Source organism: Phenylobacterium sp., assembly GCF_041919955.1.
In the GTDB taxonomy this organism is placed as follows: domain Bacteria; phylum Pseudomonadota; class Alphaproteobacteria; order Caulobacterales; family Caulobacteraceae; genus Phenylobacterium.
This window is the reverse complement of the sequence record NZ_JAYRSU010000011.1, coordinates 38,608-63,106: the sequence shown is the minus strand read 5'-3', so window position 1 is coordinate 63,106 and position 24,499 is coordinate 38,608. Positions and strand designations below refer to the sequence as shown.

Genomic DNA, 24,499 nt, shown 5'->3' with positions numbered 1-24,499 from the left:
GCCGCCTATCAGAGTAAACCTATGAGCCAAGACACCCCCGCCGACGCCCCGACCGAAGAAACCCCGGTCGACACCGCCGAAACCCCGGTCCTCGAAGCCGCCGCCGAAGCTGCGGTCGAGTCCGAGGACGACGAGGACGAAGGCCCGTCGGAAGTCGCCCAGGCCATCGCCGCCATGGGCCTCACCCGCATGTCGCTCCAGGAGCTGAAGGACAAGTCGCCCGCCGACCTGCTCTCCTTCGCCGAGACCCTGGAGATCGAGAACGCGAACTCCATGCGCAAGCAGGACATGATGTTCGCCATCCTCAAGGCCCTGGCCGAGGAAGGCGTGCAGATCTCCGGCTCGGGCACGCTCGAGGTCGTCCAGGACGGCTTCGGCTACCTGCGCAGCCCCGAGGCCAACTACCTGTCCGGCCCGGACGACATCTATGTCAGCCCCTCGCAGATCCGGAAGTTCGGCCTGCGCACCGGCGACACGGTCGAGGGCGGCATCCGCGCCCCGCGCGAGGGCGAGCGCTACTTCGCCCTGGTCAGCGTCGACCAGATCAATTTCGAAGCCCCCGAGAACGTCCGCCACAAGGTCCTGTTCGACAACCTGACGCCGCTCTATCCCGACCAGCGGCTGAAGATGGAGATCGAGGATCCGACGCTGAAGGACCGCACCGGCCGGGTCATCGACATCGTCGCCCCGCTCGGCAAGGGCCAGCGCTGCCTGATCACCGCCCCGCCGCGGGTCGGCAAGACGGTGATGCTGCAGAACATCGCCAAGTCGATCGAGACCAATCACCCCGAGTGCTACCTGATCGTCCTCCTGATCGACGAGCGCCCGGAAGAAGTGACCGACATGCGCCGAACCGTCCGCGGCGAGGTCGTGTCCTCGACCTTCGACGAGCCGGCCACCCGCCACGTCCAGGTCGCCGAGATGGTGATCGAAAAGGCCAAGCGCCTGGTCGAGCACAAGCGCGACGTGGTCATCCTGCTGGACTCGGTGACCCGCCTCGGCCGCGCCTACAACACCGTGGTGCCGTCGTCCGGCAAGGTGCTGACCGGCGGTGTCGACGCCAACGCCCTGCAGCGTCCCAAGCGCTTCTTCGGCGCGGCGCGGAACATCGAGGAAGGCGGCTCGCTGACCATCATCGCCACCGCCCTGATCGACACCGGCAGCCGGATGGACGAGGTCATCTTCGAAGAGTTCAAGGGCACCGGTAACTCGGAAATCATCCTGGACCGCAAGGTCGCCGACAAGCGGATCTACCCCGCTGTCGACGTCATCAAGTCGGGCACCCGCAAGGAAGACCTCATCACGCCGAAGGAACACCTGCAGAAGTCCTTCATCCTGCGCCGCATCATCACCCCGATGGGCGCCCAGGACGCGATCGAGTTCCTGCTCGACAAGCTGCGCCAGTCGAAGAACAACGAAGACTTCTTCCAGTCGATGAATACGTAGGGGCGCGTTGCGAGTGTCGTCCCGGTTTGCGAAGCAAGACCGGGGCCCATTCGCGCCCGATCAGGACGAACGGGGCGAGGCCGAGCCGTATCCTCGTCCATCCGGTGGTCATGGATCCCGGACAAGCGCGAGCTGCGCTTTCCGGGATGACACCTGAACCCTAGGGCTCCCGCGCGACCCTCAGCCCGTCCGACCAGGTGCTCTCGCCCGTGTGGCTGGCCACCCGCGCCGCCGAACGGGCCTCGCCGACATAGTCCTCCCACGACCCGCCGCGCAGCACCCGGCCCGTGCAGTCGCCGCTCAGCCAGGGCGAGCCGTCGCTGGGCGCGCCCGTATAGTCGTCGTTCCAGCAGTCCGCCGTCCATTCCCAGGCGTTGCCGTGCATGTCGTGCAGCCCGAAGGCGTTGGCCGGAAAGCTGCCGACCCGCGTCGTGCGTCCGCGCGCCTGGCCCTTGGGGCTGAGCGGCGTCGCCTCGCTGGCGTCGAAATTGGCCTGGTCCGAGGAGAGCGCCTCGCCGAAGCCGAAAGCGCTCTCGGTCCCGGCGCGGGCGGCATATTCCCATTCCGCCTCCGACAGCAGCCGATAGCGCCGGCCGGTCTTCTGGGACAGCCAGCCGACATAGGCCATGGCGTCGTCCCAGGTCACGCCCACCACCGGCTGGTCGCCGCCGCCCCAGCCGTGGTCGTCCGGCCGATGCCCGCCGCAGCCGCCCCCAGCCACGCACGCCTCCCACTCGGCGAAGGTCACCTCGAACCGCCCGACCGCGAAGGGCTGCGCGATCTTCACCCGCCGCGGCGCCTCGGCGGCGCGGAACCGCTCGCCAGGCGGCGAACCCATAGTGAATTCGCCAGGCGGAACGAGGACCATCTGCGGACAGTCCGGGCAGTCCCTGAACACGCCGGCGGGCAGGGGCGGCGGCGGCGGCCCGGCCGGGCCTTCCGCGACGGCGGCATGGCCGAGGCATAGGCTCCCCGCCGCGGCGAATCCCAAGGCCTGCAAGGCCGCCGGCCGCATCCGACGTCGCCCTGGTCCGCTGCGCCCGCTCATCGCCATCCTCTGCCTTACCCCCAGACCTCGCGAGTTCGCGCGGGCCGCGGCCCGGGGTCAAGCCGCCGAGATCGGCTCAGCCATTGACCGCCCGCAGGCCGCTTGGCCTAGATGCCCGGTCGCCGCGCGCGGGCGACGGCGTCAGGGGCGAGACATGCAGGAGGGACCGTCGCGGAGCTGGATCGTCCGCCTCGCCCACTGGCTGATCGCCCTGTGCCTGCTGGTGCTGTTCATGAGCGGGCTGCAGATCTTCAACGCCCATCCGGCGCTCTATTGGGGCCAGGCCTCCGACCTCGACGCGCCGCTGGCGGCGATCGTCGCCGACTGGACGCTCGACGGTGATCCGGTAGCGACCACGACCGTATTCGGACACGCCTTCGATACGACCGGCGCGCTCGGCTGGACCTGGAAGAAGGGCGAGCTGGACCAGGGCGCCTTCCCGGCCTGGCTGACCATACCCAACCGCCAGGACCTGGCCACCGGCCGTGTCTGGCACTTCTTCTTCGCCTGGGTGCTGGTCGCCGCGAGCCTGACCTACCTTATCCACCTGCTGGCCCGCCGCGGCGTGGCGCGGGATTTCCGAGCGGAGGGAGCCTACAGCCCCGTCCAGCGCGGCGCCTATCTGGCCGTGGTGTTCATCTTCCTTCCGGTGATGGTGGCCACCGGGCTCTGCATGTCGCCCGCGGTCCTGGCCGTCGCGCCCTGGCTGGCCGACCTGTTCGGGGGCCGGCAGTCGGCGCGGACTGTCCATTTCGTGGTCGCCTGGATGCTGGCGGCCTTCGCCCTCGGCCACGCCCTGCTGGCCCTGCGTTCGCCCCGGAAGCTCGCGGCGATGATCATTGGGGCCAGGGGAGGCAGGCCATGAGCGATCAGACCAACCGCCGCGCCCTGCTGGCCGCTGGCGCGGCCGGCGCCGGCTCGCTGCTGCTGGGCGGCTGCAATCGGATCTACGACTCCCCCTCGCTCCGCGAACTGCTGACGCATAGCGAGGGGCTGACCCAGCGCGCTCACCGAGCCCTGATGGGCCGCGACACCTTGGCCCGCGAGTATCAGGCTGCGGACATCTCCCGCACCTTCCGGCCGAACGGCTCCCAGGACGCCCAGAGCCTGCCGCCCGGCTATCTCGACATGATGACCGCCGGCTTCGACGCCTGGCGCCTGACCGTCCATGGCCTGGTCCGGCGGCCGACCCGTTTCACCCTGGCCGACCTTGTCGCCATGCCGGCCCGCAGCCAGATCACCCGCCACGACTGCGTCGAGGGCTGGAGCTGCATCGGCGGCTGGACGGGAACGCCGCTCAGCCAGGTGCTGCGGCGGGTGGGGCTGAAGCCGGAGGCCCGCTTCATCGTCTTCCACTGCGCCGACGAACATCCGCGCTATTTCCGCGGCCGCTCGCTCTATTACGAGAGCATCGACCTCATCGACGCCTTTCACCCCCAGACCATCCTCGCCTATGCGATGAACGGCGCTCCGCTGCCGCTCGCCCACGGCGCGCCCCTGCGCCTGCGGCTGGAACGCCAGCTCGGCTACAAGATGGCCAAGTACATCGAGCGCATCGAGGTGGTGGACCGCCTGGACCACCTGGGCGGCGGCAAGGGCGGCTCCTGGGAAGACCAGGGATACCAGTGGTACGCCGGTGTTTAACCCACTGATTCACAAGGCGTTTCACGTGAAACGCCTCATTTCTCCCTCCCCATGAAGGGGAGGGAGAGTCGCTCGTTCGTGTGGTTCCTTAATTGCTCCCCCTCTGGGGGAGCTGTCAGCGAAGCTGACTGAGGGGGACTTTGACTCCCGTGACGGAGTCAGCCTCCCCCCAGCCGGGGAGCAACGGATCAGGGGATCAGCAAGCTCGCCCCGACCGTCTCGCGGCCTTCCAGCGCCTCGTGCGCCCGCCGGGCGTCGCCCAGCGCGAAAGTCTGGCCGATGTCGATCTTCACGGCGCCCGACCTGATCACCTCGAACAGCGCCGCGGCGCTGGCGTCCAGGTCTTCGGTCGTGGCGGTGTAGTCGAACATGGTCGGCCGGGTGAAGAACAGCGAGCCGGCCTGCGACAGCCTCAGTGGGGCGAACGGCGGGACCGGCCCGGAGGCGTTGCCGAACGAGACGAACATGCCGCGCCGCGCCAGGCTGCCCATCGTGCCCTCGAAGGTCGCCGCGCCGACGGAGTCATAGGCGACCGGCACGCCCTTGCCGTCGGTCAGGCGGCGAACCTCGGCGGCTACGTCCTGCTCGCGATAGAGGATCACGTGGTCGGCGCCGTGGCCGCGGGCGAGCTGCGCCTTCTCTTCCGATCCGGCCGTGCCGATCACCCGCGCGCCCAGGTGCTTGGCCCACTGGACCAGGATCGAGCCGACCCCGCCCGCCGCGGCGTGGACCAGGACGGTCTCGCCGGCCTTCACCGGATAGGTCCGCCGGACCAGGAACTCGGCCGTCATGCCCTTCAGCAGGCAGGCGGCCGCGATCCTGGCGTCGATCCCCTCGGGCAGTTTCACCGCGCGGGCGGCGCTGGTCGCGTGCAGTTCCGAATAGGCGCCGAGCGGCCCGGAGGCGTAGGCCACCCGGTCGCCGGCCTTGAAGCGTTCGACGCCGTCGCCGACCGCCTCCACCACCCCGGCCGCTTCCATGCCCAGGCCCGAGGGCAGCTTCACCGGATAGAGGCCGCTGCGGTGATAGGTGTCGATGAAGTTCACCCCCACCGCCTCGTGCCGGACCAGGATCTCGCCGGCCTTGGGGGAGGGAACCTCCACCTCCGCGACGTCCAGCACCTCGGGGCCGCCGGTGCGCTCGATACGGATCGCCTTCATCGCCACCCCCTAGGCCAGGTTCTGTTGGAAGAAGGCCAGGGTGCGGCCGTTGGCCAGCTTGGCGTCCGCCGCGTCGTAGTGCTCGCCGCCGACCCGGGCGAAGGCGTGGTCGCGGCCCGCATAGGTGTGAATCTGGACCTGCGGGTGGTTCTTCAGCTGGGCGAGGATCAGCGCCTGGGCTTCCTTCGGCACGAACTGGTCTTCCTCGGCGATGTGGATCAGCAGCGGATGGGCCAGCTTCTCGACCTCGGCCAGGTGCTTCTCGATGCCGACGCCGTAATAGGCGGCCGAGGCGTCGCTGTCGGTGCGAGTGGCGGTCAGGAAGGCGAGCAGCCCGCCCAGGCAGTAGCCGACCGCCCCGACCTTGCCGCTGCATTCGGGTAAGGCGCGGACATGGTCGATGGTCGTGGCGATGTCGGCGACGCCGGCGTCGACGTCGAAGGCGTTGTAGAGCTCGAAGGCCTTCTTCCACTCGGCCTCGGACTGGTCGGTGATGTCGACGCCCGGCTCGATCCGCCAGAACAGGTCGGGGCAGACGGCTAGGAAGCCCGCGGCGGCCAGCTCGTCGCAGACCCCGCGCATGACGGCGTTCACGCCGAAGATCTCCTGGATGACCACCACGGCCGGCGCCTTGGGATTGCCTGGACGCGCCACATAGGCCGAAAACTCGCCGTCCTGCGTCTTGATCGTCGTCGTCTCGCCCATCGGCGTCTCCCGTCTTGAAAAACCAGGCCCTCGCGCGGCTACTAGCGGAGAGGGCGCGGCTGCGCTCATAACAATGTGGTCAAGGACCGCCCCGGCTGTAGAGTTATCCGAATGAAGATGACGATTGAAATCGACTGCACCCCGCAGGAAGCGCGAACCTTCCTTGGTCTGCCGGACGTCTCCGTCCTCAACGACAAACTCGTCGAAGAGATGCAGAAGCGGATGAGCGCCAACATGGCGATCCTCTCCCCCGACGAGCTGATCAAGAACTGGACCGCCTTCGGAGTCGGGGCGCAGGAGCAGTTCCGCAATCTGATGAGCGCCGCGGTCGACGCCAGCATGGGCGCCGCCCGGTCCAAATGACCGACACCATCTTCGCACCGGCCACCGCCGCCGGCCGTGCGGCGGTCGCGGTCGTGCGCCTGTCGGGGCCGATGTCCGGGGCCGCCGTGAGGGCCCTGGCCGGCGCGACGCCGAAGCCGCGTCAGGCCGCGGTCCGCACCCTGCGCGATGCGGGCGGGCAGGGCATCGACCAGGCCCTGGTGCTGTGGTTCGAGGGACCGGCCAGCTACACTGGCGAGGACTGCGCCGAGTTTCACGTGCACGGCGGGCCGGCCGTGGTCGCCAGCCTGCTGGAGGCGCTGGCGGCGCTTGGCCTGCGGCTCGCCGAACCGGGCGAGTTCACGCGCCGGGCCTTCGAGAACGGCAAGCTCGACCTGGCCCAGGCCGAGGGGGTCGCCGACCTGATCGAGGCCGAGACCGACGCCCAGCGGCGTCAGGCCCTGGATCAGCTCGGCGGGGCGCTGGGCCATGCGCAGGCGCGCTGGCGCGACCGGCTGATCGAGGCCCTGGCCATGTTCGAGGCGGCGGTCGACTTCCCTGACGAGGAGGTGCCGGCCGATGTCGCCGCCCGTGCGCGTCCTGCCCTGGCCGAATTGGCCGGCGATCTGGAACAGGCCCTGGTCGACGTGAAACGGGGTGAGCGGGTGCGCGAGGGCTTCAGGATCGCCCTGGTCGGCGCGCCCAATGCGGGAAAGAGCACCATTCTCAACGCCCTGGCTCGTCGCGAGGCGGCCATCGTCACCGCCACCCCGGGCACCACGCGCGACGTGATCGAGGCGCCGATGCGTCTGGCCGGCTACAAGGTGCTGGTCGCGGACACCGCTGGCCTTCGCGATACTCACGACGAGATCGAGGCCGAGGGCGTGCGCCGGGCTCGGCGCTGGGCCGAAGAGGCGGACCTGCGGGTTTGGATCGTGGACGGCGCCGGCGAGGCGCCGGCGACCGTGCCGGCCCTGCACCCCCACGATCTCTGCGTGATCAACAAGGCTGACCTCGGGCAGGGGGCGGAGACCGGCCACGCCCTGGTCGAGGCCCGCGCCCTGAACGTCGAGGTTCATAGAGTCTCGGCCTGGAAACCTGCCGATATCGCCGCCCTCGAACAGGTTCTCGAAGCGCGGGTGGTCGAGGCCCTGGCCGGCGCCGAACTGCCGACCGCCACCAGACTGCGTCACCGCGAGCTGCTGGGCGAGGCCCTGGAACGCGTCCGGCGCGCCCTGGACCTGGACGACGATCTCGAACTCGCCGCGGAGGATGTCCGCCTGGCCAGCCGCGCGCTCGACCGGATCACCGGCCGGATCGATCCGGAGGAAGTTCTCGGCCGGGTGTTCTCCAGCTTCTGCATCGGAAAGTAGTGCCGGTGTTTCACGTGAAACACGGCGGTAGTGCGTTTCACGTGAAACACTCTGATCCCTCTTCTCCCGCGCCGCCTCCGAATCCCACGTGAAAAACGCCCCGGTCTTCGCTATATAGCTGCCGATAGCGCCCCCGGCCTCCCGGGGGCGTCTTGCGTGGAGACAAGCTTGAGCGCCTGGGACGTCATCATCATCGGGGGAGGGCACGCCGGCTGTGAAGCCGCGGCGGCCTCCGCGCGCTTCGGCGCCAAGACCCTGCTGCTGACCCACAAGCTCGAGACCATCGGCGAGATGAGCTGCAATCCGGCCATTGGCGGCCTGGGTAAAGGCCATCTGGTTCGCGAGATCGATGCTCTGGACGGCTTGATGGGCCGTCTGGCCGATCAGGCTGGCATTCAGTTCCGGATGCTGAACCGCTCCAAGGGCGCGGCCGTTCGCGGCCCGCGCAGCCAGATCGACCGCAAACTCTATCGCCAGGCCATGCAGGCCGAGCTCGCCGCGACCCCGAACCTCGCCGTCATGGCCGAGGCGGTCGAGGACCTGATCGTCCGGGACGGCGTCGTCCAGGGCGTGGTCGGGGCGACGGGAACCGAGTACCGCGCCGGCCGCGTGGTGCTGACCACGGGCACCTTCCTCAAGGGGATCATCCACCAGGGGGAGGAGCGGATCCCCGCCGGCCGGGTCGGCGACGCCCCGGCCATCGGTCTTTCGGACCGACTCTACTCGCTGGGCCTGGATATGGGACGGCTGAAGACCGGCACCCCGGCCCGGCTCGACGGCTCGACCATCGCCTGGGACCGGCTGGAGATGCAGGCGGCCGACGACGAGCCTGTGCCGTTCTCGTTCCTGACGGATCGCATCACCGTCCCGCAGATCGCGTGCGGCATCACCTACACCAACGCCGAGACCCATCGGATCATCGCCGAACGGCTGACGGAGTCGGCGGTCTATGGCGGCCGCATCAACGGCCGCGGCCCCCGCTATTGCCCGTCGATCGAGGACAAGGTTGTCCGTTTCGGCGACAAGGACAGCCACCAGATCTTCCTGGAGCCCGAGGGCCTGGACGACGACACCGTCTATCCCAACGGCATTTCGACTTCGGTCTCGGCGCAGACCCAGGACCTGTTCCTGCGCACCATCGAGGGACTGCAGAACGTTCGCGTGAAACGCTACGGCTACGCGATCGAATATGACTACGTCGACCCGCGCGAGCTCTATCCGACCCTGGAGGTCAAGAAGCTGTCGGGCCTCTACCTGGCGGGCCAGATCAACGGCACGACGGGCTATGAGGAGGCGGGGGCCCAGGGCCTGGTCGCCGGCCTCAACGCCGCTCGCGCCGCCTCGGGCCTGGACGCCGCCGCCTTCGGGCGGGACGAGGCCTATATCGGCGTGCTGATCGACGACCTGACCACGCGCGGCGTCACCGAACCCTATCGGATGTTCACCAGCCGCGCCGAGTTCCGCCTGACCCTGCGCGCCGACAACGCCGACCAGCGGCTGACCGACCGTGGCATTGCGCTGGGCGTGGTCGGCGTTTCACGTGAAACGGCCTGGCGCGCCAAGGCGGCCGACCTCGCCCACGCCCGGGCGCGGGCAGGGGAGCTGACCCTGTCACCGAACATAGCCCAGAAGGCCGGCCTGCCGGTCAAGGCCGATGGCGTGATGCGCGATTTCGTCCAGCTGCTGGCCTATCCGACCATCGGCTTCGACGACCTGGCCCGCGTGTTCCCGGAGGCCGCCGACTGGTCGCCCGTCGTCCGCGAGCAGCTCGAGATCGAAGCCGCCTACGCCGGTTACCTGGATCGCCAGGCCGCCGACGCCGCCGCCTTCCGCCGCGACGAGAACCTCCGCCTACCCCCCGACCTCGACTACGCCGGCGTCGGCGGGCTGTCGAACGAGGTGCGCGAGAAGCTGATGGCGGTGAAGCCGCTGACCTTGGGCCAGGCCGCGCGCATCGAAGGCGTGACGCCGGGCGCCCTGACCGCGCTGCTGGCCCATGTCCGTCGCCGCGCCGCCTGATCCCATGAGCATCGACGTCACTGACGCGGCCAGCTTCGCCGCCGCCGCAGGCGCCTCGCCGCAGGCCATCGCCGACCTGGAGCGCTACCGGTCATACCTGATCGAGTGGAACGAGAAGATGAACCTGGTCGGCCCGGCCACGCTCGACATCTTCTGGTCGCGCCACGCCTGGGACTCGGCCCAGATCCTGCCGTTGGCGCCCGAAGCCCTGACCTGGGCCGATCTCGGAACCGGCGCAGGACTTCCCGGCATCGTGCTGGCGATCCTGGGAAAAGAGCGGCCCGGCTTTCACGTGCATCTGGTCGATAGCCTGGCTAAGCGCTGCCGGTTCCTGACCGAGGTTGTCAACGGCCTGTCGCTGCCCGCCAGCGTTCACAATTCACGTGCGGAAGACTTGTCGCTGACTGTGGATATCGTGACGGCGCGGGCTTGCGCGCCCCTCTCGCGGCTGCTGGGGTACGCCCAGCCCTACCTCAGGCGTGGCGCACAGGCGCTGTTCCTTAAGGGTCAGGATGTCGCGTCGGAACTGGAAGACGCCGCCAGGGCGTGGGACTTCGATGCTGACGTGTCGCCGAGCTTGAGTGACGCCAGAGGCCGGATCGTTCGGATTAGGAGGCTCGGCCGTGGCCGGAAAAGCTAAGCGCGGACTGCGCGTCCTCGTGATCGCCAACCAGAAGGGCGGGGTGGGCAAGACCACCACGGCCATCAACCTCGGCACCGCCTTGGCCGCGGTGGGCGAGAAGGTGCTGCTGATCGACTCCGATCCACAGGGCAACGCCTCCACCGGCCTCGGCGTCGGCCGCGCCCAGCGCAAGGTGACGCTCTACGACGTGCTGATGGGCGAGCAACCGATCTCCACGGCCGTGGTCCACACGGCTCTGCCGGGCCTGGACCTGATCGCGGCCGACCCCGACCTTTCGGGGGTCGAGTTGGAACTCGGCCAGCAGGCGCGTCGCTCGTTCAAACTGCGCGACGCCCTGGACCCGATCCGGGTGAGCGGGGAGTACACCTACGTCCTGATCGATTGCCCCCCCTCGCTGAACCTGCTGACGGTCAACGCCATGGCGGCGGCGGACGCGGTCCTGGTGCCGTTGCAGTGCGAGTTCTTCGCCCTGGAGGGTCTGACGCAACTGCTGCGGACGGTCGATCTGGTGCGCGGCAGCCTGAATCCGAACCTGGAGATCCAGGGCGTGGTGCTGACCATGTACGATCGACGCAACAGCCTGTCGGAACAGGTGGCCCGCGATGTGCGGGGCCACTTCGGCGAGACGGTCTACAACACGGTCATCCCGCGCAATGTCCGGGTCTCCGAAGCCCCTAGCTACGGCAAGCCGGTGTTGGTCTACGACCTCAAGTGCACGGGGTCGCAGGCCTATTTGAAGCTCGCGCGCGAGGTCGTGATGCGCGAACGTGATCGCCGGGCGAAGGCGGCCTAAGAGGACATGATGGTGGAGAAGCGTGGACTTGGCCGCGGGCTGTCGGCCCTGCTGGGCGATGTCGATGAAGCCAAGGTCGTTGCCGGGGCGTCGGTCGAGGAGGTCTCGGGCGTCCGCGAGGTCCCGATCGAGCTGATCCACCGCAATGAGCACCAGCCGCGCTGGGTGTTCTCAGAGGCCGAGGTCGAGGAGTTGGCCGCCTCGATCCGCGAGAAGGGCGTGCTGCAGCCGATCCTGGTGCGCCCCGCGCCCGGCCTGCCTGGTGAATGGGAGATCGTCGCCGGCGAGCGGCGTTGGCGCGCCAGTCAGAAGGCCGGGCTGCGGACCATGCCCGTGCTGGTGCGCGAACTGGACGACGTGCAGGTGCTCGAGATCGGCGTCATCGAGAACGTCCAGCGCGCCAATCTGAACGCCATCGAAGAGGCGGCCGCCTACCAGCAGCTGATCGACAAGTTCAAGCGCACCCAGGAAGAGGTCGCCGAGAGCATCGGCAAGAGCCGCAGCCACGTCGCCAACACCCTGCGGCTGATGAACCTGCCCGAACAGGTTCGGACCTATGTGCTGGAAGGCAAGCTGTCCGCCGGTCATGCCCGGGCCATACTCACGGCCGACGACCCGGTCGCCTTGGCCGAGCAGATCATCGCCAAGGGCCTGTCGGTCCGTGACGCGGAGACCCTCGCTCGTGGCGGCGCCCCGGCCGCGCCGCGCCAGAAGTCCGGCGGCCGGAAGGTCGCCAAGGACACCGACACCCAGGCGTTGGAGGTCGACCTGTCCGACGCGCTCGGACTCGACGTTGAGGTGCTCGACAAGGGCGGCGTCGGCGAGCTGCGGATCAAATATGCGACCCTGGAGCAGCTCGACGAGCTGTGCCGCAAACTGACCGCTCGCGCCTAATCATAAGTCATTGATTTATAAGGGCTCGATTGTCGAATTCGCGCTCTCGCGAACGGAGCGTCCATAGGTACGGTCAGTCGGCGCTCCACGCGCCACAGAGCCGGTTTCGAAATCGGACTTTCAGAGCCCTAGGCGCCGCGCGCGGCCGGCGATGGTCAAGGCCAGGCGCTCGGCGATCAGGTGGTCGGGTGAGCCGGCCGTCTTGCACGCCTTGTCGGCGGCCAATACTTCAGGCTGAATCCGATCGAGTTCCTCCAGCGACCAACTGCGCGCTTGGCGTAGAAACTCGCGCTCCTGCTTCCAGAATACGCCGGAGGCCTTGGCGGCCTCCTGCAGGCCGGCGCCGTTCTTGGCGAGCGTCAGAGTGCGACGCATGCGGCCAAGGTACATGCTGATGGCGCGGATCGCCGCGGGGCCGGCCTCGCCTTCCGCCGCGGCGCGGCGCAGGCCGGCCTGGGCGTCCGCGAGACGGCCGCCGAAAGCGTCGGCGGCGGCGTCCGAGAGCGACGCATCGGGTTCGACGCCCAGGAAGTCGTCGAGATCCCTGGCCGTCGCCGTGCGGCCGCTGCCGGGCTCGAGATAGAGGGCAAGGCGCTCGATCTCCTGCCGCGCGACGCCACGCTCCTTGGGCAGGCGGCTCACGAACAGCTGGAGCGCCTGCGCGTCGAGACCCACGCTGTCCTGGGATAGCAACTCGCGCACCAGGCGCGCGACGTCGCCCGGCTCATCTTCGTAGCAGGGGATGGCCACCGCCTCGGGGGCTTTCTCGGCGGCCTTGCGCAGGGCGGAGTCCCGACCAAGGTTCCCCGCCTCGATGACGAAGAAGGCGTCCGGGTTCAACTTGCCTTCGGCGTGCGCGATGACGGCCTCGGCGACCTGCTTGTCCAGATTGGCTTTCTCGGTCGCGAAGCGCAGACGGATCAGCCGCCGGCCGCCCATCAGCGACTGGGCCGCCAGCTCGCCCTCCAACCGCCCGCCGTCGGAATCGAGGTCGCCGTCGGTGAGCAAAGCGACGTTGAACGGATCGTCGAGATTGGGGACGAGCTTCTTGGCGAGCTGGGTTCCGCGGTCGCGGACGACGCCGGTGTCGCGGCCATAGATCAAAGCCACCCGGACCGGAGGTTCGGGCTTGTTCAGGAAGCGTTCGACATCCGGCCGTTTGGAGAGGATCACGGCCTTGTAATCCCTATGATTTTCCCTGGGTGGCCAGCCAGGCCGCCAGCTCGGTCTGGATCTTGCGGGCGCACTCGGCCGCGGCCCGGTCCTGCGCGTCCTGCTGTGCGGTGATGGAGGCGTACGGCTGATCGGCGCTGTCGTAGGTGACCTGGCCGCGGGCGCGGCCCTGCTTGACCGGCGCGCCGCTGGCGGCGGAAACCAGGGTGTAGCTGACGGTCAGCACGTACTCGTAGCGCGTCGCAACGTTGTCGACGCGCACGCCGCGGGGGTAGCGGGTCTCAGACAGCGCCAGGTCCATCCGGTACTGCGGGGCCACGCCGTTGCGGCGGGCGAGGGCGTCGTCCAGGTGCTCGCGGAGCAACTGGCCCGTGCGGCCAGGCGGCGTTGTCACCTGCACGCCGGCGAGCTGTTGGGTCACCCCAGGCGCCCCGTAGAGCGGCGTGAACCCGCAGCCGGCGAGGCCCAGGGCCCCAGCCGCCAGCACGGCCGAAACGACGACGCGGTTCATGTCAGCTCACCCAGCCACGATGTTGACGATGCGGTCCTTCACGACGATCACCTTCTTGATCGCCAGGCCCTCAAGGCGCCGCGCGATCTCCGGGTCGTCAAGCACGATCTTCTCAACTTCGGCCGGTTCGAGGCTCGCGGCGACCGAAATCTCGCCCCGGCGCTTGCCATTGACCTGGACCGGCAGCACGCGCACCGCGTCCTGAGTCAGGGCTTCGTCATGCTCGGGCCAGGGCGCCGAGACCACCATTCCGTCGCCGCCGATCCGAGCCCATGCCTCTTCAGCCAAGTGCGGGGTGAAGGGCGAGACCAGGCGGGCGAACACCGACAGCGCCTCGTGACGCGCGGCCAGCACCGCAGGCGTCGCGTTCTCGGCCGGGAATTCCTTGAGTTTATTCAGGAATTCGTACATCCGCGCGATGCCGGAGTTGAAGCGGAAGGTCTCGACCGCCTCGGTCACCGCCTTGATGGTACGGTGGGTGGCGGCGCGCAGCTCGTCAGCCTTGGCGTCGGCGGCCAGGGCAGGGACGGGACCGGTCGGATAGCTGTCGAATTCGTTCCAGACGCGGTTGACGAAGCGCCAAGCGCCCTCGACCCCGGCGGCTGACCACTGGGTGTCGCGTTCGGGTGGCGAGTCGGACAGCACGAACAGGCGGGCGGCGTCGACGCCGTAGACCTCGAAGATCTCTTCCGGCGCGACGGTGTTGCGCTTGGACTTCGACATCTTCTCGACGTCGCCGATGACCAGGGCCTCGCCGGTCTCGGCGCTGCGGGCCTGGCGCTGGCCGCCTTCGGCGAAGATCTCGACTTCCTTGGGCTCGACCCATTCGCCGCTCTGGGCGCGCTTGTAGGTCTCGTGCGTGACCATGCCCTGGGTGAACAGACCCGCGAACGGTTCGCGCACGCTCAGCATGCCCTCGTCGCTCAGCGCCCGGGTCACGAAGCGCGCATAGAGCAGGTGCAGGACGGCGTGCTCGATGCCGCCGACATACTGGTCGACCGGCAGCCAGTAGTCGGCGGCGGCCTTGTCGATCGGCTCCGCCGCCTGGGTGTCGGTGAAGCGAGCGAAGTACCATGAAGAGTCGACGAAGGTGTCGAGCGTGTCGGTTTCGCGCGTCGCCGGGCCGCCGCAGTCGGGGCACGTGGTGGTCTTCCAGGTCGGATGTCGCGCCAGGGCGTTGCCAGGCTTGGAGAAGTCCATGTCGTCGGGGAGGACGACCGGCAGCTGGCTCTTCGGCAGGGCGACCACGCCGCACCTATCGCAATGGACCACCGGGATCGGGCAGCCCCAGCCGCGCTGGCGCGCGACGCCCCAGTCGCGCAGGCGGTAGACCGTCGCGCCCTCGCCGCGGCCCTCGGCCTCGATGCGGGCGATCGCCGCGGCCTTGGCCGGCTCGATCTCCAGCCCATCCAGGAACTGCGAATGGAAGATGGTGCCCGGGCCGGTATAGGCCTCGGTTCCGACCTCGTAGGTGGCCGGATCCTCGCCCGGCGGCAGCACCACCGCCTTGACCGGCAGGCCGTACTTGCGGGCGAAGTCCAGGTCGCGCTGGTCGTGGGCCGGGCAGGCGAAGATCGCGCCGGTGCCATAGTCCATCAGGATGAAGTTGGCGATCCAGACCGGCAGTTTCCATTCCGGATCAAAGGGATGGGCCACCGTCAGGCCGGTGTCGAGGCCGATCTTCTCGGCCGTCTCGATCTCGGCCTCCGAGGCGCCGCCCTTGCGGCATTCGGCGATGAAGGCCGCGACCTTCGGATCGGCGGCCGCCAGTTGCTCGGCCAGCGGATGGTCGGGCGCGACGCCGACGAAACTGGCGCCGAACAGCGTGTCGGGACGGGTGGTGTAGACCTCCAGCCCGGTCTCGAAGCCGGCGGGCGCCTGGCCGGCCCAGCCGAATTTGAAGCGCAGGCCCTTCGAGCGGCCGATCCAGTTCTCCTGCATCAGCCGGACCTTGTCGGGCCAGCGGTCCAGGGTCTTCAGGCCTTCGATCAGCTCGTCGGCATAGTCGGTGATGCGCAGGAACCACTGGTTGAGCTTGCGCTTCTCGACCGGCGCGCCCGAGCGCCAACCGCGGCCGTCGACCACCTGCTCGTTGGCCAGGACGGTCTGGTCGACCGGGTCCCAGTTGACGACGCTTTCCTTGCGATAGACCAGGCCGCGCTTCCACAGGTCCAGGAACCAGTCCTGCTGCTTGCCGTAATAGGCCGCGTCGCAGGTGGCGAATTCGCGGGACCAGTCGATCGACAGTCCCAGTTCCTTCAGTTCGCTGCGCATGCGCGCGATGTTGTCGTAGGTCCAGCCGCGCGGATCGACGCCGCGCTCCATGGCCGCATTCTCGGCCGGCAGGCCGAACGCGTCCCAGCCCATCGGGTGCAGCACGTTGAAGCCGCGCGCCCGCTTGTAGCGCGCCACCACGTCGCCCAGGGCGTAGTTGCGCACATGGCCCATGTGCAGGCGCCCCGAGGGATAGGGAAACATCTCGAGCGCATAGTATTTCGGCACGCCCGGTTGCGGCGGACCGGCGCGGAACACCTCGGCGTCAGCCCAGGCTTTGCGCCACTTGGGCTCGGTCTCTTTGGGATTGTAGCGGGCCATGGGGCGGTCTTCGAACTTCAGTTGGATGGCGGCCAGCGCCTCGTCTGCGCTGACCCAGGGAGGGAAAGCGCATCCTGACTGGAGTCTTCGAATGCGCCCCGCTCGGGCTTAGCCGATATTGGACAGCCGAAGCTGCCGCGCCTTGGTGAGGATCGCGTTTTCCAGATCGGTTTCGGTCTGGCCGGCCGACGGCGCGTCGACCCAGTTGCCGGCTGCGTCCTTCGACTGCTTGAACACCGCGACGTTCAGGCCGTCGGCGCGCAGGCGCGAGTCCAGGATGTAGACCGTGCACTTGAAGCGCTCGTCCGGCTTTTCCGGGTTCACGTACCAGTCGGTGATGACGACCCCGCCGTAGGGGTCGGCCGAGGCCAGCGGCATGAAGGACAGGGTGTCCAGCGTCGCGCGCCACAGATAGCCGTTCACGCCGATCGCCGGCTGGTTGGCGCCCGCCGCGCCGGCCTTCTTGCCGCCGCCGCCCAGGCCGAACAGGTTGAAGCCGCCGCCGGGCTCCTGCGTCTGGAAGGTCCGGGGACCGCCGCCGCTCGAGCACGCCGCCAGCGCCGTGAGGCCCAGCACCAGCACCCCGGTCTTCACGCCACGCATAAAACCACCGCGCACAAACGGCATATATGGCTCCTAGTCCTTGTTCCGCGTCGGTCCGCGCCGCGGCGCCGCCCCCTCGCAGCCGGCCCTCTATAACAATGCCCGCAGAACCGCCAAACAGGAATCGCGTGTCTCTGCCGCCACAGGCGCCGATGATCTGTCCAGGGAGGGTGCAGCGGGCCGATGAGTCCGGTTGACCTGCACCCCCCGGCGACTTTAATCGCCCTTGACGGTCGCGCTCCAAGTGGCGCGTTCGGGGCTTAGGGGCCATATAGGTGGTTATGTCCAAGCGGTTGGTCATTTCGTTGGTGGGTGCGGCGCTCCTCGCGAGCGGTGCGTCGGCCGCGCATGCCCAGACCGTGAAGAAGGCCACCGACTTCACCGTGCGCAGCGAAACTTCTGTGGCTACCCCGCAAGGGAAGTCGCTGAAGTGGACGACTGGCAAGGGGCGCTGGGGGGTTTCGCTCAACCTGGATCAACGGGGCGAGCGCGACACGCAATGGAACGACGTTCAGGCGGGCGCCTATTTCCGGGTGACTCCCAGCCTGCGGGTCGGCGGCGCTGTCGCCCTGGGCGAAAAAGAAGCTCCGTCCTACAAGAAGACCGAGCCGCAGGATTCCGCGCCGCGCGTCCGGCTCGAGACCGCCTTCAAGTTCTAAGGGCCTCGACGGCCGCCAGACCCACCAAGCCCGCAGGCAGCAGCCGGCGGGCTGTTTTGTCGTTGATCCCGCCCAGCGCGTAGACCGGCCCGCCCGCGCGGCGGACGATTTGCGCCAACCGCAGCGGCCCGATCGGCGCGCCTGCCGACGGGCTGGAGGAGGGAAAAGCCGCAGAGACCACGACCGCGTCGGCGCCCAACGCCAAGCCGCGCCGGGCGGCGAGAGGGCTGTGGGCCGCCGTGGTGACGATCCAGCCGGGCCGGCGGATCGCAGGGGCGCGGGCGGCCAGCCGCTCGGGCAGGTGCACGCCGCCGGCGCCGATGCGGGCGGCCAGGGCTGCGTCGGCGCCGACCAGCAGCACCAAGCCCCGCCGCCGGGCGATCCGGGCGAGCTTCCGGCCCTTGGCGTCGGCGTCCGGCGCGCCGAACGCGCGAAACACCACGCCCGCGCCGCGCGGCAGCCGAACCATCGCCGCGGCGACGTCGGGGGTGCGGGCCGGGTCGGTGAAGAACAGCAGCGGCGGCAGGGGGGGCTTTCGCGCGCCCGCCCGCCGACCTATGGCTTGCGCCGTCCTGCCCACTGTCCAGAAGCCTGAAGAGATGACCGTGCCTCCCGCGCTCACCGACGTCCTAGACCGGATCGCCCGTGCGGCGAAGGCCTGTGGGCGCAGGCGCGAGGACGTGACCCTGGTCGCGGTCTCCAAGATGCAGCCGTGGGACCGGGTCGAGCCGGTGCTCACGGCCGGCCAGGCGGTGTTCGGCGAGAACCGCGTGCAGGAGGCCATGGAGCGCTGGACGCCGCATCGGCAGGCCATCGAACTGCGCCTGATCGGCCCGCTGCAGTCGAACAAGGCCAAGGAGGCCGTCGCCTTCTTCGACGTGATCGAGAGCCTGGACCGGGAGAAGCTGGCCCGCGCGCTCGCCGACGAGGTCCAGAAGCAGGCGCGCAGTCCGCGTCTCTATGTCCAGGTCAACACCGGCGAGGAGCCCCAGAAGGCGGGCGTGGCCCCGGCCGAGGCCGACGCCTTCATTGCGGCCTGCAAGGAAACCTATGGCCTGTCGGTCGAGGGGCTGATGTGCATCCCGCCCGCCGCCGAGCCGCCGGGCCCGCACTTCGCCCTGCTGGCGAAGATCGCCGCCCGCAACGAGCTTTCGAAGCTCTCCATGGGCATGAGCGACGACTTCGAGACCGCCATCGCCTTCGGCGCCACGAGCGTGCGGGTCGGCTCGGCCCTGTTCGGCGCGCGCTAGGCCTGCTCGATCGCCACCGCGTCGCCGTGCTGAGCCTGAGCCAGCAGCTCCAGCAGGTCTTCGCGGGCCAGGGCGACGCAGCCCTCGGTCGGCGACCAGTCCGGCCGGGCCAGGTGCATGAAGATCGCCGAGCCCTTGCCCGGGACGGGCGGATCGTCGTTGTGGGCCAGCACGCAGACCAGGTCGTAGACGTCGTCGTCGCGCCACATCTGCTCGGCGCTGGCCGGATGGGGCAGCTTGACGGCGCGGTTGTAGGCCGGATCGCGCGGATCGTCGCACCAACCGTCGTCGCGCTGGAGCGCCTTGGTCGGCAGGCGGGTCTGCGGCGGGTCGCTCTTGTCGGGACGGTACAGCACCCGGCGGATGATCCAGGTTCCCAGCGGCGACTTGCCGTCGCCTTCGCGCTTCCCGGCCGCTTCGATCACCCCGCCCTTGCCCAGCGCGCAACGGGTCGTGCGTTCGCCCAGCAGGAAGCGGCCATCTGACAACGCCGTGAAGATCATCGGTTAGCTTGGCTCCAGCGGTTGGCTCTTTGGGTCGTTACGGTGCATGTTCCGCCGCATGGCTCAACGCAAGACCCTGCTCGTCGTCGACGACAACGAAGAACTCCGCGGCGCGATCGCCGAACAACTCCAACTTTCCGAGGAATTCAACGCCCTCGAAGCCGCAACAGCCGGAGACGGCGTGAAGGCGGCGGTGGACAATCGTCCCGACCTCATCCTGCTCGATGTCGACCTGCCCGACATGAACGGCCGAGAGGCCTGCCGGCAGATGCGCGAGAAGGGCGTGGCCGCTCCGATCATCATGCTGACCGCGGCCGACACCGACGATGACCAGATCCAGGGGCTGGACGCCGGGGCTAACGACTATGTGACCAAGCCCTTCAAGTTCCAGGTGCTGCTGGCCCGCATCCGCGCCCAGCTGCGCAGCCACGAGCAGTCGGAGGGGGCGGTTTTCCATCTCGGGGCCTATGAGTTCCGCCCCTCGGCCAAGATGCTGGTCGACGCCAACCAGAAGAAGATCCGGCTGACGGAAAAGGAAACCAACATCCTGAAGTACCTCTACCGGGCCGGCGAGAAGCCGGTCTCGCGCGAGGAACTGCTGGCCGAGGTCTGGGGCTACAACGCCGGGGTGACGACCCACACTCTCGAGACCCATGTTTACCGACTGCGCCAGAAGATCGAGCCGGATCCCGGCAACGCCCGGTTGCTGCTGACCGAGGCGGGCGGCTACCGTCTGGCTCCGTAACCGCACTCCGGAGCGATCGATGGCCAAGAAGATGACCCTGGCGCGCGCCTTTCCGCTGATGCTGGGCGCCGCCGTGATCGTCGGGGTCATCGCGGTGGGGATCGGGGCCAAGCTGCGCCGGGACAATGCGATCGCGGCGTCCGCGGCCTCGGTCGACATGGCGGCCCTGCAGGGCGACCCGTGTCCAACCCTGAGCAAGGCCGACTACGAGGCGCGCGGCGCCAAGGCCAAACAGGCCTTCGTAACCAACGACATTCGCTATGAGCGCCGCTTCGGCCACGCCGATTGCAATGTGGTCGCAGCCGGCGGCGGCTTCGCCCCGGTCTGTCAGTTCAGCGGCCCGGCCCTGCTGGTGGTGACGACGCAGAAAGGCGCCTTCTACTTCGCGCCCGGCGCGGGCCGCGCGGCCACGGTTGTCACCCGCGACGGCGTGCCTAGCTGCGTGCTGCCCAAGGCCGCGAGCGCGCCCGCCTAGACCGCCAGGTCGGCGGTCACCGGCGCGTGGTCGCTGGGGCGGGTCCATTCGCGCACGTCGTCGTGGACGCGCGAGGACACCGCGCCGGTGCGGAACGCCGCCTCGCGCAGGCCGGGCGTGACCAGGATATGGTCCAGGCGCAGGCCGCGGTTGGACTTGCGGAAGTCCGCGGCGCGATAGCTCCACCACGAGAACAGCTTTTCCGGCTCGGGCACGGCCTCGCGCGGCAGATCGATGAAGTCGAGGCTGGCCTTCAGCTTGGCGAAGGCCTCCAGCTCGATCGGGGTGTGGCTGACGATCTTCGACATCTGCTTATGGCTCCAGACGTCGAACTCGCCTGGGGCGACGTTCAGGTCGCCGACCACGGCCAGCGGCGCCTTGGGGTCGCGGCGCGCAAACTCGGCCGTCAGCTTCTCGAAGAAGTCGAGCTTGTGGTCGAACTTTGGATTGATCTCGCGGTCGGGGATGTCGCCGCCGGCGGGGATGTAGAAGTTCTGGATCTCGACGCCGGCGACCTTGCCGCCCACGCAGCGGGCGTGCTTTTCGCGGCAGACGTCCAGCGGGGCCGCGTCCTCGATCGGCAGGCGCGAGGCGATGGCCACGCCGTGCCAGCCCTTCTGCCCGGCGATCTTCAGGTGCGGCAGGCCGACTGCGGCGAAAGCCTCGCGCGGGAACTCGCCTTCCTGGCACTTGATCTCCTGCATGCACAGGACGTCGGGCGCCTGTTCGTCGACCAGGCGGGCGATCTGTTCCACCCGCAGGCGGACGGAGTTGACGTTCCAGGTGCAGAGGCGGAGGCGCATGGCAGGTTTCTAAGGGGCTTCGGGCAAAAAGAAACGCCCGGGCTACTGGAGAAGCCCGGGCGTAAAGTGTGTCTCTCATGCCGCCGCCGGGAGGGGATAGGTTCCGGCACGGAAAGAGCCCGCGATCGCGCGAACTCGATGTGTCATTAATGCCACTTGCTAGAGAAAAAAGTCAAGCGCGATTCACGCACAATCTTGCGTGTTGTGAATGTGTCACATTTTGGAGCGGCCGACGTTCTTCGGACGCGGGTCCTTCAGCACGAACAGCGACGGCGCCAGGCCGCTGGTCTTCGTCAGGTTCGTCAGGCGTATGCGGGTCGAGGCGCCCTGGGCGTCGGTCACTGTCCAGCCGATCAGGGCGAGCGGCGTGTTCGAGAAGGTGAGGGTAATCTGGCCCTCGGCCTCCTTGCGTCCGTCTCGGGCGGTGATGGAAAAGCCGTCAGCCATGCGGGTCACGCGGGTGACGTTGATCCCCTTGTCCAGCTTGATCTCCCGCGCCAGGAACAGCGACAGGGGCGTGGCCATCAGAGGATAGGCCTCGAAGGTCTTCAGCCGGGAGTCGGCGATGGAGACGTTGCCGCCGTCCGACACCACCAACAGCCCGGAGGGCTTGTCGTATTCGAAGCGCGCCTTGCCGGGGCGCTTCAGATAGAGCGAGCCTTGCGTCGTCGCGCCGCGCGCATCGGTCTGCACGAAGCGGCCCTTGGCCTCCGCCAAGCCCTGCAGATAGGTCGCCGCGCTGTCGACCAGCGCCCGGTCGGCGGCCGAGAGCGGCGCAGGCGCGGCCTTCTGGGCAAGAGCCGGCAGGGGCAGGGCGGCAAGGCCCATCGCAAGGGCGCGGCGGGTCAGTCGGGTCATCAAGGGCTCCGTTTCACCGGCAAGTCTTCCAGGGCGCAGGTCATACAGCCGGCCGGGGGCGTCAATAGGGCGCAAGAACGGCGCGCGCGGCCCATCGTTCCGCGAGGACGGCGTGCAGGGCAAATTAGTTTGACTCCACACTAATTTGTGATGTGCTCAATTCCTCGTTTGCCACCGGTGTCAATTCCATTGCGCGGGACATTCCGGCGTTGTCGGCTTGTGTACGTCAAAATTCATACATATCACCGAACCCGCCGGCCCTGTGGACCGGGTCCGTCAGAGACCCGGCCGGTCCGGCGACGAACGCGTGGGTAAACAAAAGGGGCGCAGCCTGATGGGCTTGGCCATTCCGGGTCTCGACGAGGCCCCGACCAAACATGCAAAACTCTTGGCGTGGGTACGCGAGGTCGCGGAACTGACGCAGCCGGACCGGGTCCACTGGTGCGACGGTTCGGACGAGGAGTGGAACCTCCTCACCGCCGAACTGGTCAAGTCCGGCACCCTGAAGCCCCTGAACCCGGCCAAGCGCCCCAACAGCTTCTACGCCGCGTCTGACCCCAGCGACGTCGCCCGCGTCGAAAGCCGCACCTTCATCTGCTCCAAGGATCCGGCCGACGCCGGTCCGACCAACAACTGGCTCGAGCCCGAGGAAATGCGGGCCGACCTGAAACAGCTCTTCAAAGGGTCGATGCGCGGCCGCACCATGTACGTGGTGCCGTTCTGCATGGGTCCGCTCGGGTCCAAGATCTCCGCCCTGGGCGTCGAGATCACCGACAGCGCCTATGTCGCCATCTCGATGCGGGTCATGACCCGGATGGGCAAGGGCGCCCTCGACATGATGGGCGAGGACGGCTTCTTTGTCCCGGCCCTGCACTCGGTCGGCGCGCCGCTGGAGCCGGGCCAGGCCGACGTGCCGTGGCCCTGCAACGACATCAAGTACATCGTCCACTTCCCTGAGAGCCGCGAGATCTGGTCCTACGGCTCCGGCTACGGCGGCAACGCCCTGCTGGGCAAGAAGTGTTATGCCCTGCGCATCGCCTCGATCATGGCGAGAGACGAGGGCTGGCTGGCCGAACACATGCTGATCCTCAAGCTGACCTCGCCGGAAGGCGCGGTCCGCTACGTGGCCGCCGCCTTCCCCAGCGCCTGCGGCAAGACCAACATGGCCATGCTGCAGCCGACCATCCCCGGCTGGAAGGCCGAGACCGTGGGCGACGACATCTGCTGGATGCGCTTCGGCGACGACGGCCGGCTCTATGCGATCAATCCGGAAGCCGGATTCTTCGGCGTGGCGCCGGGCACCGGCAACGCGACCAACAAGAACGCGGTCGACGCGCTGCACGCCAACACCGTCTTCACCAACGTCGCCCTGACCGCCGACGGCGACGTCTGGTGGGAGGGCCTGACCGACACGCCGCCGGAAGGCCTCACCGACTGGAAGGGCCGCCCCTGGTCGCCCGCCTCGGGCGAGCCCGCCGCCCATCCGAACGCCCGCTTCGCGGTGCCGGCCGATCAGTGCCCGGTGATCGCCGGCGAGTGGGACGATCCGGCCGGCGTGCCGATCTCGGCCATCCTGTTCGGCGGGCGGCGCGCCAGCGCCGTGCCGCTGGTGACCGAGGCCTTCGACTGGGCGCACGGCGTGTTCCTGGCCGCCAACGTCGCCTCGGAAGGCACCGCCGCGGCCGAGAACAAGGTCGGCGAGCTGCGCCGCGACCCGTTCGCGATGCTGCCCTTCTGCGGCTACAACATGGGCGACTATTTCGGCCACTGGCTGAAGGTCGGCGCCGGGGCGGACCCGGCCAAGCTGCCGCGCATCTATTTCGTGAACTGGTTCCGCAAGGGCGCCGACGGCAAGTTCCTGTGGCCGGGCTATGGCGAGAACAGCCGCGTGCTGAAGTGGATCGCCGGGCGCCTGGACGGGACCGCCGACGCCGTGGACACCCCGATCGGCCGCGTGCCCACCAAGGCCTCGCTGGACCTCTCGGGCCTCAGCATCGCCGATGCGGCGCTGGAGACCCTGCTCTCGGTCGACGCCGAGGTCTGGGCCGAGGAAGCCGCCCTGATCCCGGACTTCTACAATAAGTTCGGCGACCGCCTGCCGGCCCAACTGTGGGACCAGCACGCCGCCCTCACCCAGCGCCTGGGCGTGCGCGAAGCGGCCGAGTAGGTCCTTTTTCTTCCCTCCCCTCTGTGGGGAGGGAAAAGCCTTCCTGCCTCTCCCCACGTCACTCTTGGCGCCGCGTCCTGCTGTGCTCATGTGAAGGCTCCGCTGAATGGA

25 protein-coding genes are annotated in these 24,499 nt (G+C 68.7%); 14 read left to right on the top strand and 11 right to left on the bottom strand.

What is annotated here, in order from left to right:
• Positions 1–21: 21 nt before the first annotated feature.
• Complete coding sequence (gene rho, locus ACE3T2_RS11115; RefSeq protein ID WP_374657248.1) at positions 22–1,446, top strand: transcription termination factor Rho; 1,425 nt, start codon at positions 22–24, stop codon at positions 1,444–1,446.
• 160 nt (positions 1,447–1,606) lie between these two features.
• Here rho and ACE3T2_RS11110 read toward each other — a convergent pair whose 3' ends face one another.
• Positions 1,607–2,314, bottom strand: a complete 708-nt coding sequence (locus tag ACE3T2_RS11110; protein ID WP_374657380.1) for a formylglycine-generating enzyme family protein — start codon at positions 2,312–2,314, stop codon at positions 1,607–1,609.
• A gap of 334 nt (positions 2,315–2,648) precedes the next feature.
• Here ACE3T2_RS11110 and ACE3T2_RS11105 point away from each other — a divergent pair, with 334 nt between their 5' ends.
• Positions 2,649–3,359 (top strand): cytochrome b/b6 domain-containing protein, encoded by a 711-nt coding sequence (locus tag ACE3T2_RS11105; protein ID WP_374657246.1) that lies wholly within the window; start codon positions 2,649–2,651, stop codon positions 3,357–3,359.
• A complete protein-coding gene (locus tag ACE3T2_RS11100; protein ID WP_374657244.1) occupies positions 3,356–4,138 on the top strand; it encodes a molybdopterin-dependent oxidoreductase in 783 nt (260 codons plus the stop codon). The genes ACE3T2_RS11105 and ACE3T2_RS11100 overlap by 4 nt, the downstream gene beginning before the upstream one ends.
• Before the next feature lie 188 nt (positions 4,139–4,326).
• Here ACE3T2_RS11100 and ACE3T2_RS11095 read toward each other — a convergent pair whose 3' ends face one another.
• Together ACE3T2_RS11095 and ACE3T2_RS11090 are read right to left on the bottom strand one after the other, a co-directional pair.
• Positions 4,327–5,298, bottom strand: coding sequence for a quinone oxidoreductase (locus tag ACE3T2_RS11095; protein WP_374657242.1), 972 nt, complete (start codon positions 5,296–5,298; stop codon positions 4,327–4,329).
• A gap of 9 nt (positions 5,299–5,307) precedes the next feature.
• A complete protein-coding gene (locus ACE3T2_RS11090) occupies positions 5,308–6,003 on the bottom strand; it encodes a dienelactone hydrolase family protein (protein WP_374657240.1) in 696 nt (231 codons plus the stop codon).
• 111 nt (positions 6,004–6,114) lie between these two features.
• On the opposite strand from ACE3T2_RS11090, the gene ACE3T2_RS11085 reads away from it, so the two are divergent.
• The 6 genes from ACE3T2_RS11085 to ACE3T2_RS11060 all read left to right on the top strand — a co-directional run bounded on the left by ACE3T2_RS11085 (position 6,115) and on the right by ACE3T2_RS11060 (position 12,046).
• Positions 6,115–6,366: a DUF6489 family protein gene (locus ACE3T2_RS11085; RefSeq protein ID WP_374657238.1), complete on the top strand. Its 252-nt coding sequence runs from the start codon at positions 6,115–6,117 to the stop codon at positions 6,364–6,366.
• Positions 6,363–7,697, top strand: coding sequence for a tRNA uridine-5-carboxymethylaminomethyl(34) synthesis GTPase MnmE (mnmE, locus tag ACE3T2_RS11080; RefSeq protein ID WP_374657236.1), 1,335 nt, complete (start codon positions 6,363–6,365; stop codon positions 7,695–7,697). Before ACE3T2_RS11085 ends, mnmE begins: the two co-directional genes overlap by 4 nt.
• Positions 7,698–7,865: 168 nt before the next feature.
• Complete coding sequence (mnmG, locus tag ACE3T2_RS11075; RefSeq protein ID WP_374657234.1) at positions 7,866–9,716, top strand: tRNA uridine-5-carboxymethylaminomethyl(34) synthesis enzyme MnmG; 1,851 nt, start codon at positions 7,866–7,868, stop codon at positions 9,714–9,716.
• A gap of 4 nt (positions 9,717–9,720) precedes the next feature.
• On the top strand, positions 9,721–10,356 hold the full coding sequence (gene rsmG, locus ACE3T2_RS11070) for a 16S rRNA (guanine(527)-N(7))-methyltransferase RsmG (RefSeq protein ID WP_374657232.1): 636 nt from the start codon (positions 9,721–9,723) through the stop codon (positions 10,354–10,356).
• Between the two features lie 7 nt (positions 10,357–10,363).
• Positions 10,364–11,152 (top strand): ParA family protein, encoded by a 789-nt coding sequence (locus ACE3T2_RS11065; protein ID WP_374657378.1) that lies wholly within the window; start codon positions 10,364–10,366, stop codon positions 11,150–11,152.
• Positions 11,153–11,158: 6 nt separating this feature from the next.
• Positions 11,159–12,046, top strand: a complete 888-nt coding sequence (locus ACE3T2_RS11060) for a ParB/RepB/Spo0J family partition protein (RefSeq protein ID WP_374657230.1) — start codon at positions 11,159–11,161, stop codon at positions 12,044–12,046.
• Positions 12,047–12,166: 120 nt separating this feature from the next.
• Here the strand turns inward: ACE3T2_RS11060 and holA are convergent, their stop codons facing one another.
• From holA to ACE3T2_RS11040, 4 genes are all read right to left on the bottom strand, one after another.
• Positions 12,167–13,219 (bottom strand): DNA polymerase III subunit delta, encoded by a 1,053-nt coding sequence (holA, locus tag ACE3T2_RS11055; protein WP_374657228.1) that lies wholly within the window; start codon positions 13,217–13,219, stop codon positions 12,167–12,169.
• Between the two features lie 13 nt (positions 13,220–13,232).
• The gene (gene lptE, locus ACE3T2_RS11050; RefSeq protein WP_374657226.1) at positions 13,233–13,730 is read right to left on the bottom strand and encodes an LPS assembly lipoprotein LptE; all 498 of its coding nucleotides are present in this window, start codon (positions 13,728–13,730) and stop codon (positions 13,233–13,235) included.
• A 6-nt stretch (positions 13,731–13,736) separates the two neighbouring features.
• Positions 13,737–16,325, bottom strand: a complete 2,589-nt coding sequence (leuS, locus tag ACE3T2_RS11045; protein ID WP_374657224.1) for a leucine--tRNA ligase — start codon at positions 16,323–16,325, stop codon at positions 13,737–13,739.
• 108 nt (positions 16,326–16,433) lie between these two features.
• On the bottom strand, positions 16,434–16,952 hold the full coding sequence (locus ACE3T2_RS11040) for a DUF3576 domain-containing protein (RefSeq protein WP_374657222.1): 519 nt from the start codon (positions 16,950–16,952) through the stop codon (positions 16,434–16,436).
• Positions 16,953–17,209: 257 nt separating this feature from the next.
• Here ACE3T2_RS11040 and ACE3T2_RS11035 point away from each other — a divergent pair, with 257 nt between their 5' ends.
• Positions 17,210–17,587: an NtrZ family periplasmic regulatory protein gene (locus ACE3T2_RS11035; RefSeq protein ID WP_374657220.1), complete on the top strand. Its 378-nt coding sequence runs from the start codon at positions 17,210–17,212 to the stop codon at positions 17,585–17,587.
• Here ACE3T2_RS11035 and ACE3T2_RS11030 read toward each other — a convergent pair.
• Positions 17,577–18,209, bottom strand: a complete 633-nt coding sequence (locus ACE3T2_RS11030; RefSeq protein ID WP_374657218.1) for a thiamine phosphate synthase — start codon at positions 18,207–18,209, stop codon at positions 17,577–17,579. The two genes, ACE3T2_RS11035 and ACE3T2_RS11030, sit on opposite strands and share 11 nt — an antisense overlap.
• Between ACE3T2_RS11030 and ACE3T2_RS11025 the strand changes: the two genes are divergently transcribed.
• Positions 18,193–18,837, top strand: a complete 645-nt coding sequence (locus ACE3T2_RS11025; protein ID WP_374657376.1) for a YggS family pyridoxal phosphate-dependent enzyme — start codon at positions 18,193–18,195, stop codon at positions 18,835–18,837. The genes ACE3T2_RS11030 and ACE3T2_RS11025 overlap by 17 nt on opposite strands.
• On the opposite strand, the gene ACE3T2_RS11020 is transcribed toward ACE3T2_RS11025, so the two are convergent.
• Positions 18,834–19,340, bottom strand: coding sequence for a L,D-transpeptidase (locus ACE3T2_RS11020; RefSeq protein WP_374657216.1), 507 nt, complete (start codon positions 19,338–19,340; stop codon positions 18,834–18,836). The genes ACE3T2_RS11025 and ACE3T2_RS11020 overlap by 4 nt on opposite strands.
• A gap of 58 nt (positions 19,341–19,398) precedes the next feature.
• Between ACE3T2_RS11020 and ACE3T2_RS11015 the strand changes: the two genes are divergently transcribed.
• Entirely contained in the window at positions 19,399–20,085 is a 687-nt protein-coding gene (locus ACE3T2_RS11015) for a response regulator transcription factor (RefSeq protein WP_374657214.1), read from the top strand.
• A 19-nt stretch (positions 20,086–20,104) separates the two neighbouring features.
• On the top strand, positions 20,105–20,560 hold the full coding sequence (locus ACE3T2_RS11010) for a hypothetical protein (protein WP_374657212.1): 456 nt from the start codon (positions 20,105–20,107) through the stop codon (positions 20,558–20,560).
• Here the strand turns inward: ACE3T2_RS11010 and ACE3T2_RS11005 are convergent.
• Both ACE3T2_RS11005 and ACE3T2_RS11000 read right to left on the bottom strand, forming a co-directional pair.
• Positions 20,557–21,363, bottom strand: a complete 807-nt coding sequence (locus ACE3T2_RS11005) for an exodeoxyribonuclease III (RefSeq protein WP_374657210.1) — start codon at positions 21,361–21,363, stop codon at positions 20,557–20,559. The genes ACE3T2_RS11010 and ACE3T2_RS11005 overlap by 4 nt on opposite strands.
• A 213-nt stretch (positions 21,364–21,576) precedes the next feature.
• Complete coding sequence (locus ACE3T2_RS11000; RefSeq protein WP_374657208.1) at positions 21,577–22,221, bottom strand: outer-membrane lipoprotein carrier protein LolA; 645 nt, start codon at positions 22,219–22,221, stop codon at positions 21,577–21,579.
• 334 nt (positions 22,222–22,555) lie between these two features.
• On the opposite strand from ACE3T2_RS11000, the gene ACE3T2_RS10995 reads away from it, so the two are divergent.
• On the top strand, positions 22,556–24,388 hold the full coding sequence (locus ACE3T2_RS10995) for a phosphoenolpyruvate carboxykinase (GTP) (protein WP_374657374.1): 1,833 nt from the start codon (positions 22,556–22,558) through the stop codon (positions 24,386–24,388).
• Positions 24,389–24,499 lie beyond the last annotated feature (111 nt).

What these genes read in the sequence shown, in the direction of transcription:
- ACE3T2_RS11110 (WP_374657380.1), bottom strand. Translation starts at nt 2,314, where the DNA reads ATGGTCCTCGTTCCGCCTGGCGAATTCACTATGGGTTCGCCGCCTGGC.
- rsmG (WP_374657232.1), top strand. Translation starts at nt 9,721, where the DNA reads ATGAGCATCGACGTCACTGACGCGGCCAGCTTCGCCGCCGCCGCAGGC.
- ACE3T2_RS11040 (WP_374657222.1), bottom strand. Translation starts at nt 16,952, where the DNA reads ATGCCGTTTGTGCGCGGTGGTTTTATGCGTGGCGTGAAGACCGGGGTG.
- ACE3T2_RS11020 (WP_374657216.1), bottom strand. Translation starts at nt 19,340, where the DNA reads ATGATCTTCACGGCGTTGTCAGATGGCCGCTTCCTGCTGGGCGAACGC.
- lptE (WP_374657226.1), bottom strand. Translation starts at nt 13,730, where the DNA reads ATGAACCGCGTCGTCGTTTCGGCCGTGCTGGCGGCTGGGGCCCTGGGC.
- ACE3T2_RS11105 (WP_374657246.1), top strand. Translation starts at nt 2,649, where the DNA reads ATGCAGGAGGGACCGTCGCGGAGCTGGATCGTCCGCCTCGCCCACTGG.
- ACE3T2_RS11015 (WP_374657214.1), top strand. Translation starts at nt 19,399, where the DNA reads ATGGCTCAACGCAAGACCCTGCTCGTCGTCGACGACAACGAAGAACTC.
- ACE3T2_RS11005 (WP_374657210.1), bottom strand. Translation starts at nt 21,363, where the DNA reads ATGCGCCTCCGCCTCTGCACCTGGAACGTCAACTCCGTCCGCCTGCGG.
- ACE3T2_RS10995 (WP_374657374.1), top strand. Translation starts at nt 22,556, where the DNA reads ATGGGCTTGGCCATTCCGGGTCTCGACGAGGCCCCGACCAAACATGCA.
- ACE3T2_RS11090 (WP_374657240.1), bottom strand. Translation starts at nt 6,003, where the DNA reads ATGGGCGAGACGACGACGATCAAGACGCAGGACGGCGAGTTTTCGGCC.
- ACE3T2_RS11100 (WP_374657244.1), top strand. Translation starts at nt 3,356, where the DNA reads ATGAGCGATCAGACCAACCGCCGCGCCCTGCTGGCCGCTGGCGCGGCC.
- leuS (WP_374657224.1), bottom strand. Translation starts at nt 16,325, where the DNA reads ATGGCCCGCTACAATCCCAAAGAGACCGAGCCCAAGTGGCGCAAAGCC.
- ACE3T2_RS11000 (WP_374657208.1), bottom strand. Translation starts at nt 22,221, where the DNA reads ATGACCCGACTGACCCGCCGCGCCCTTGCGATGGGCCTTGCCGCCCTG.
- ACE3T2_RS11085 (WP_374657238.1), top strand. Translation starts at nt 6,115, where the DNA reads ATGAAGATGACGATTGAAATCGACTGCACCCCGCAGGAAGCGCGAACC.
- rho (WP_374657248.1), top strand. Translation starts at nt 22, where the DNA reads ATGAGCCAAGACACCCCCGCCGACGCCCCGACCGAAGAAACCCCGGTC.
- ACE3T2_RS11095 (WP_374657242.1), bottom strand. Translation starts at nt 5,298, where the DNA reads ATGAAGGCGATCCGTATCGAGCGCACCGGCGGCCCCGAGGTGCTGGAC.
- ACE3T2_RS11035 (WP_374657220.1), top strand. Translation starts at nt 17,210, where the DNA reads ATGTCCAAGCGGTTGGTCATTTCGTTGGTGGGTGCGGCGCTCCTCGCG.
- mnmE (WP_374657236.1), top strand. Translation starts at nt 6,363, where the DNA reads ATGACCGACACCATCTTCGCACCGGCCACCGCCGCCGGCCGTGCGGCG.
- ACE3T2_RS11010 (WP_374657212.1), top strand. Translation starts at nt 20,105, where the DNA reads ATGGCCAAGAAGATGACCCTGGCGCGCGCCTTTCCGCTGATGCTGGGC.
- ACE3T2_RS11060 (WP_374657230.1), top strand. Translation starts at nt 11,159, where the DNA reads ATGATGGTGGAGAAGCGTGGACTTGGCCGCGGGCTGTCGGCCCTGCTG.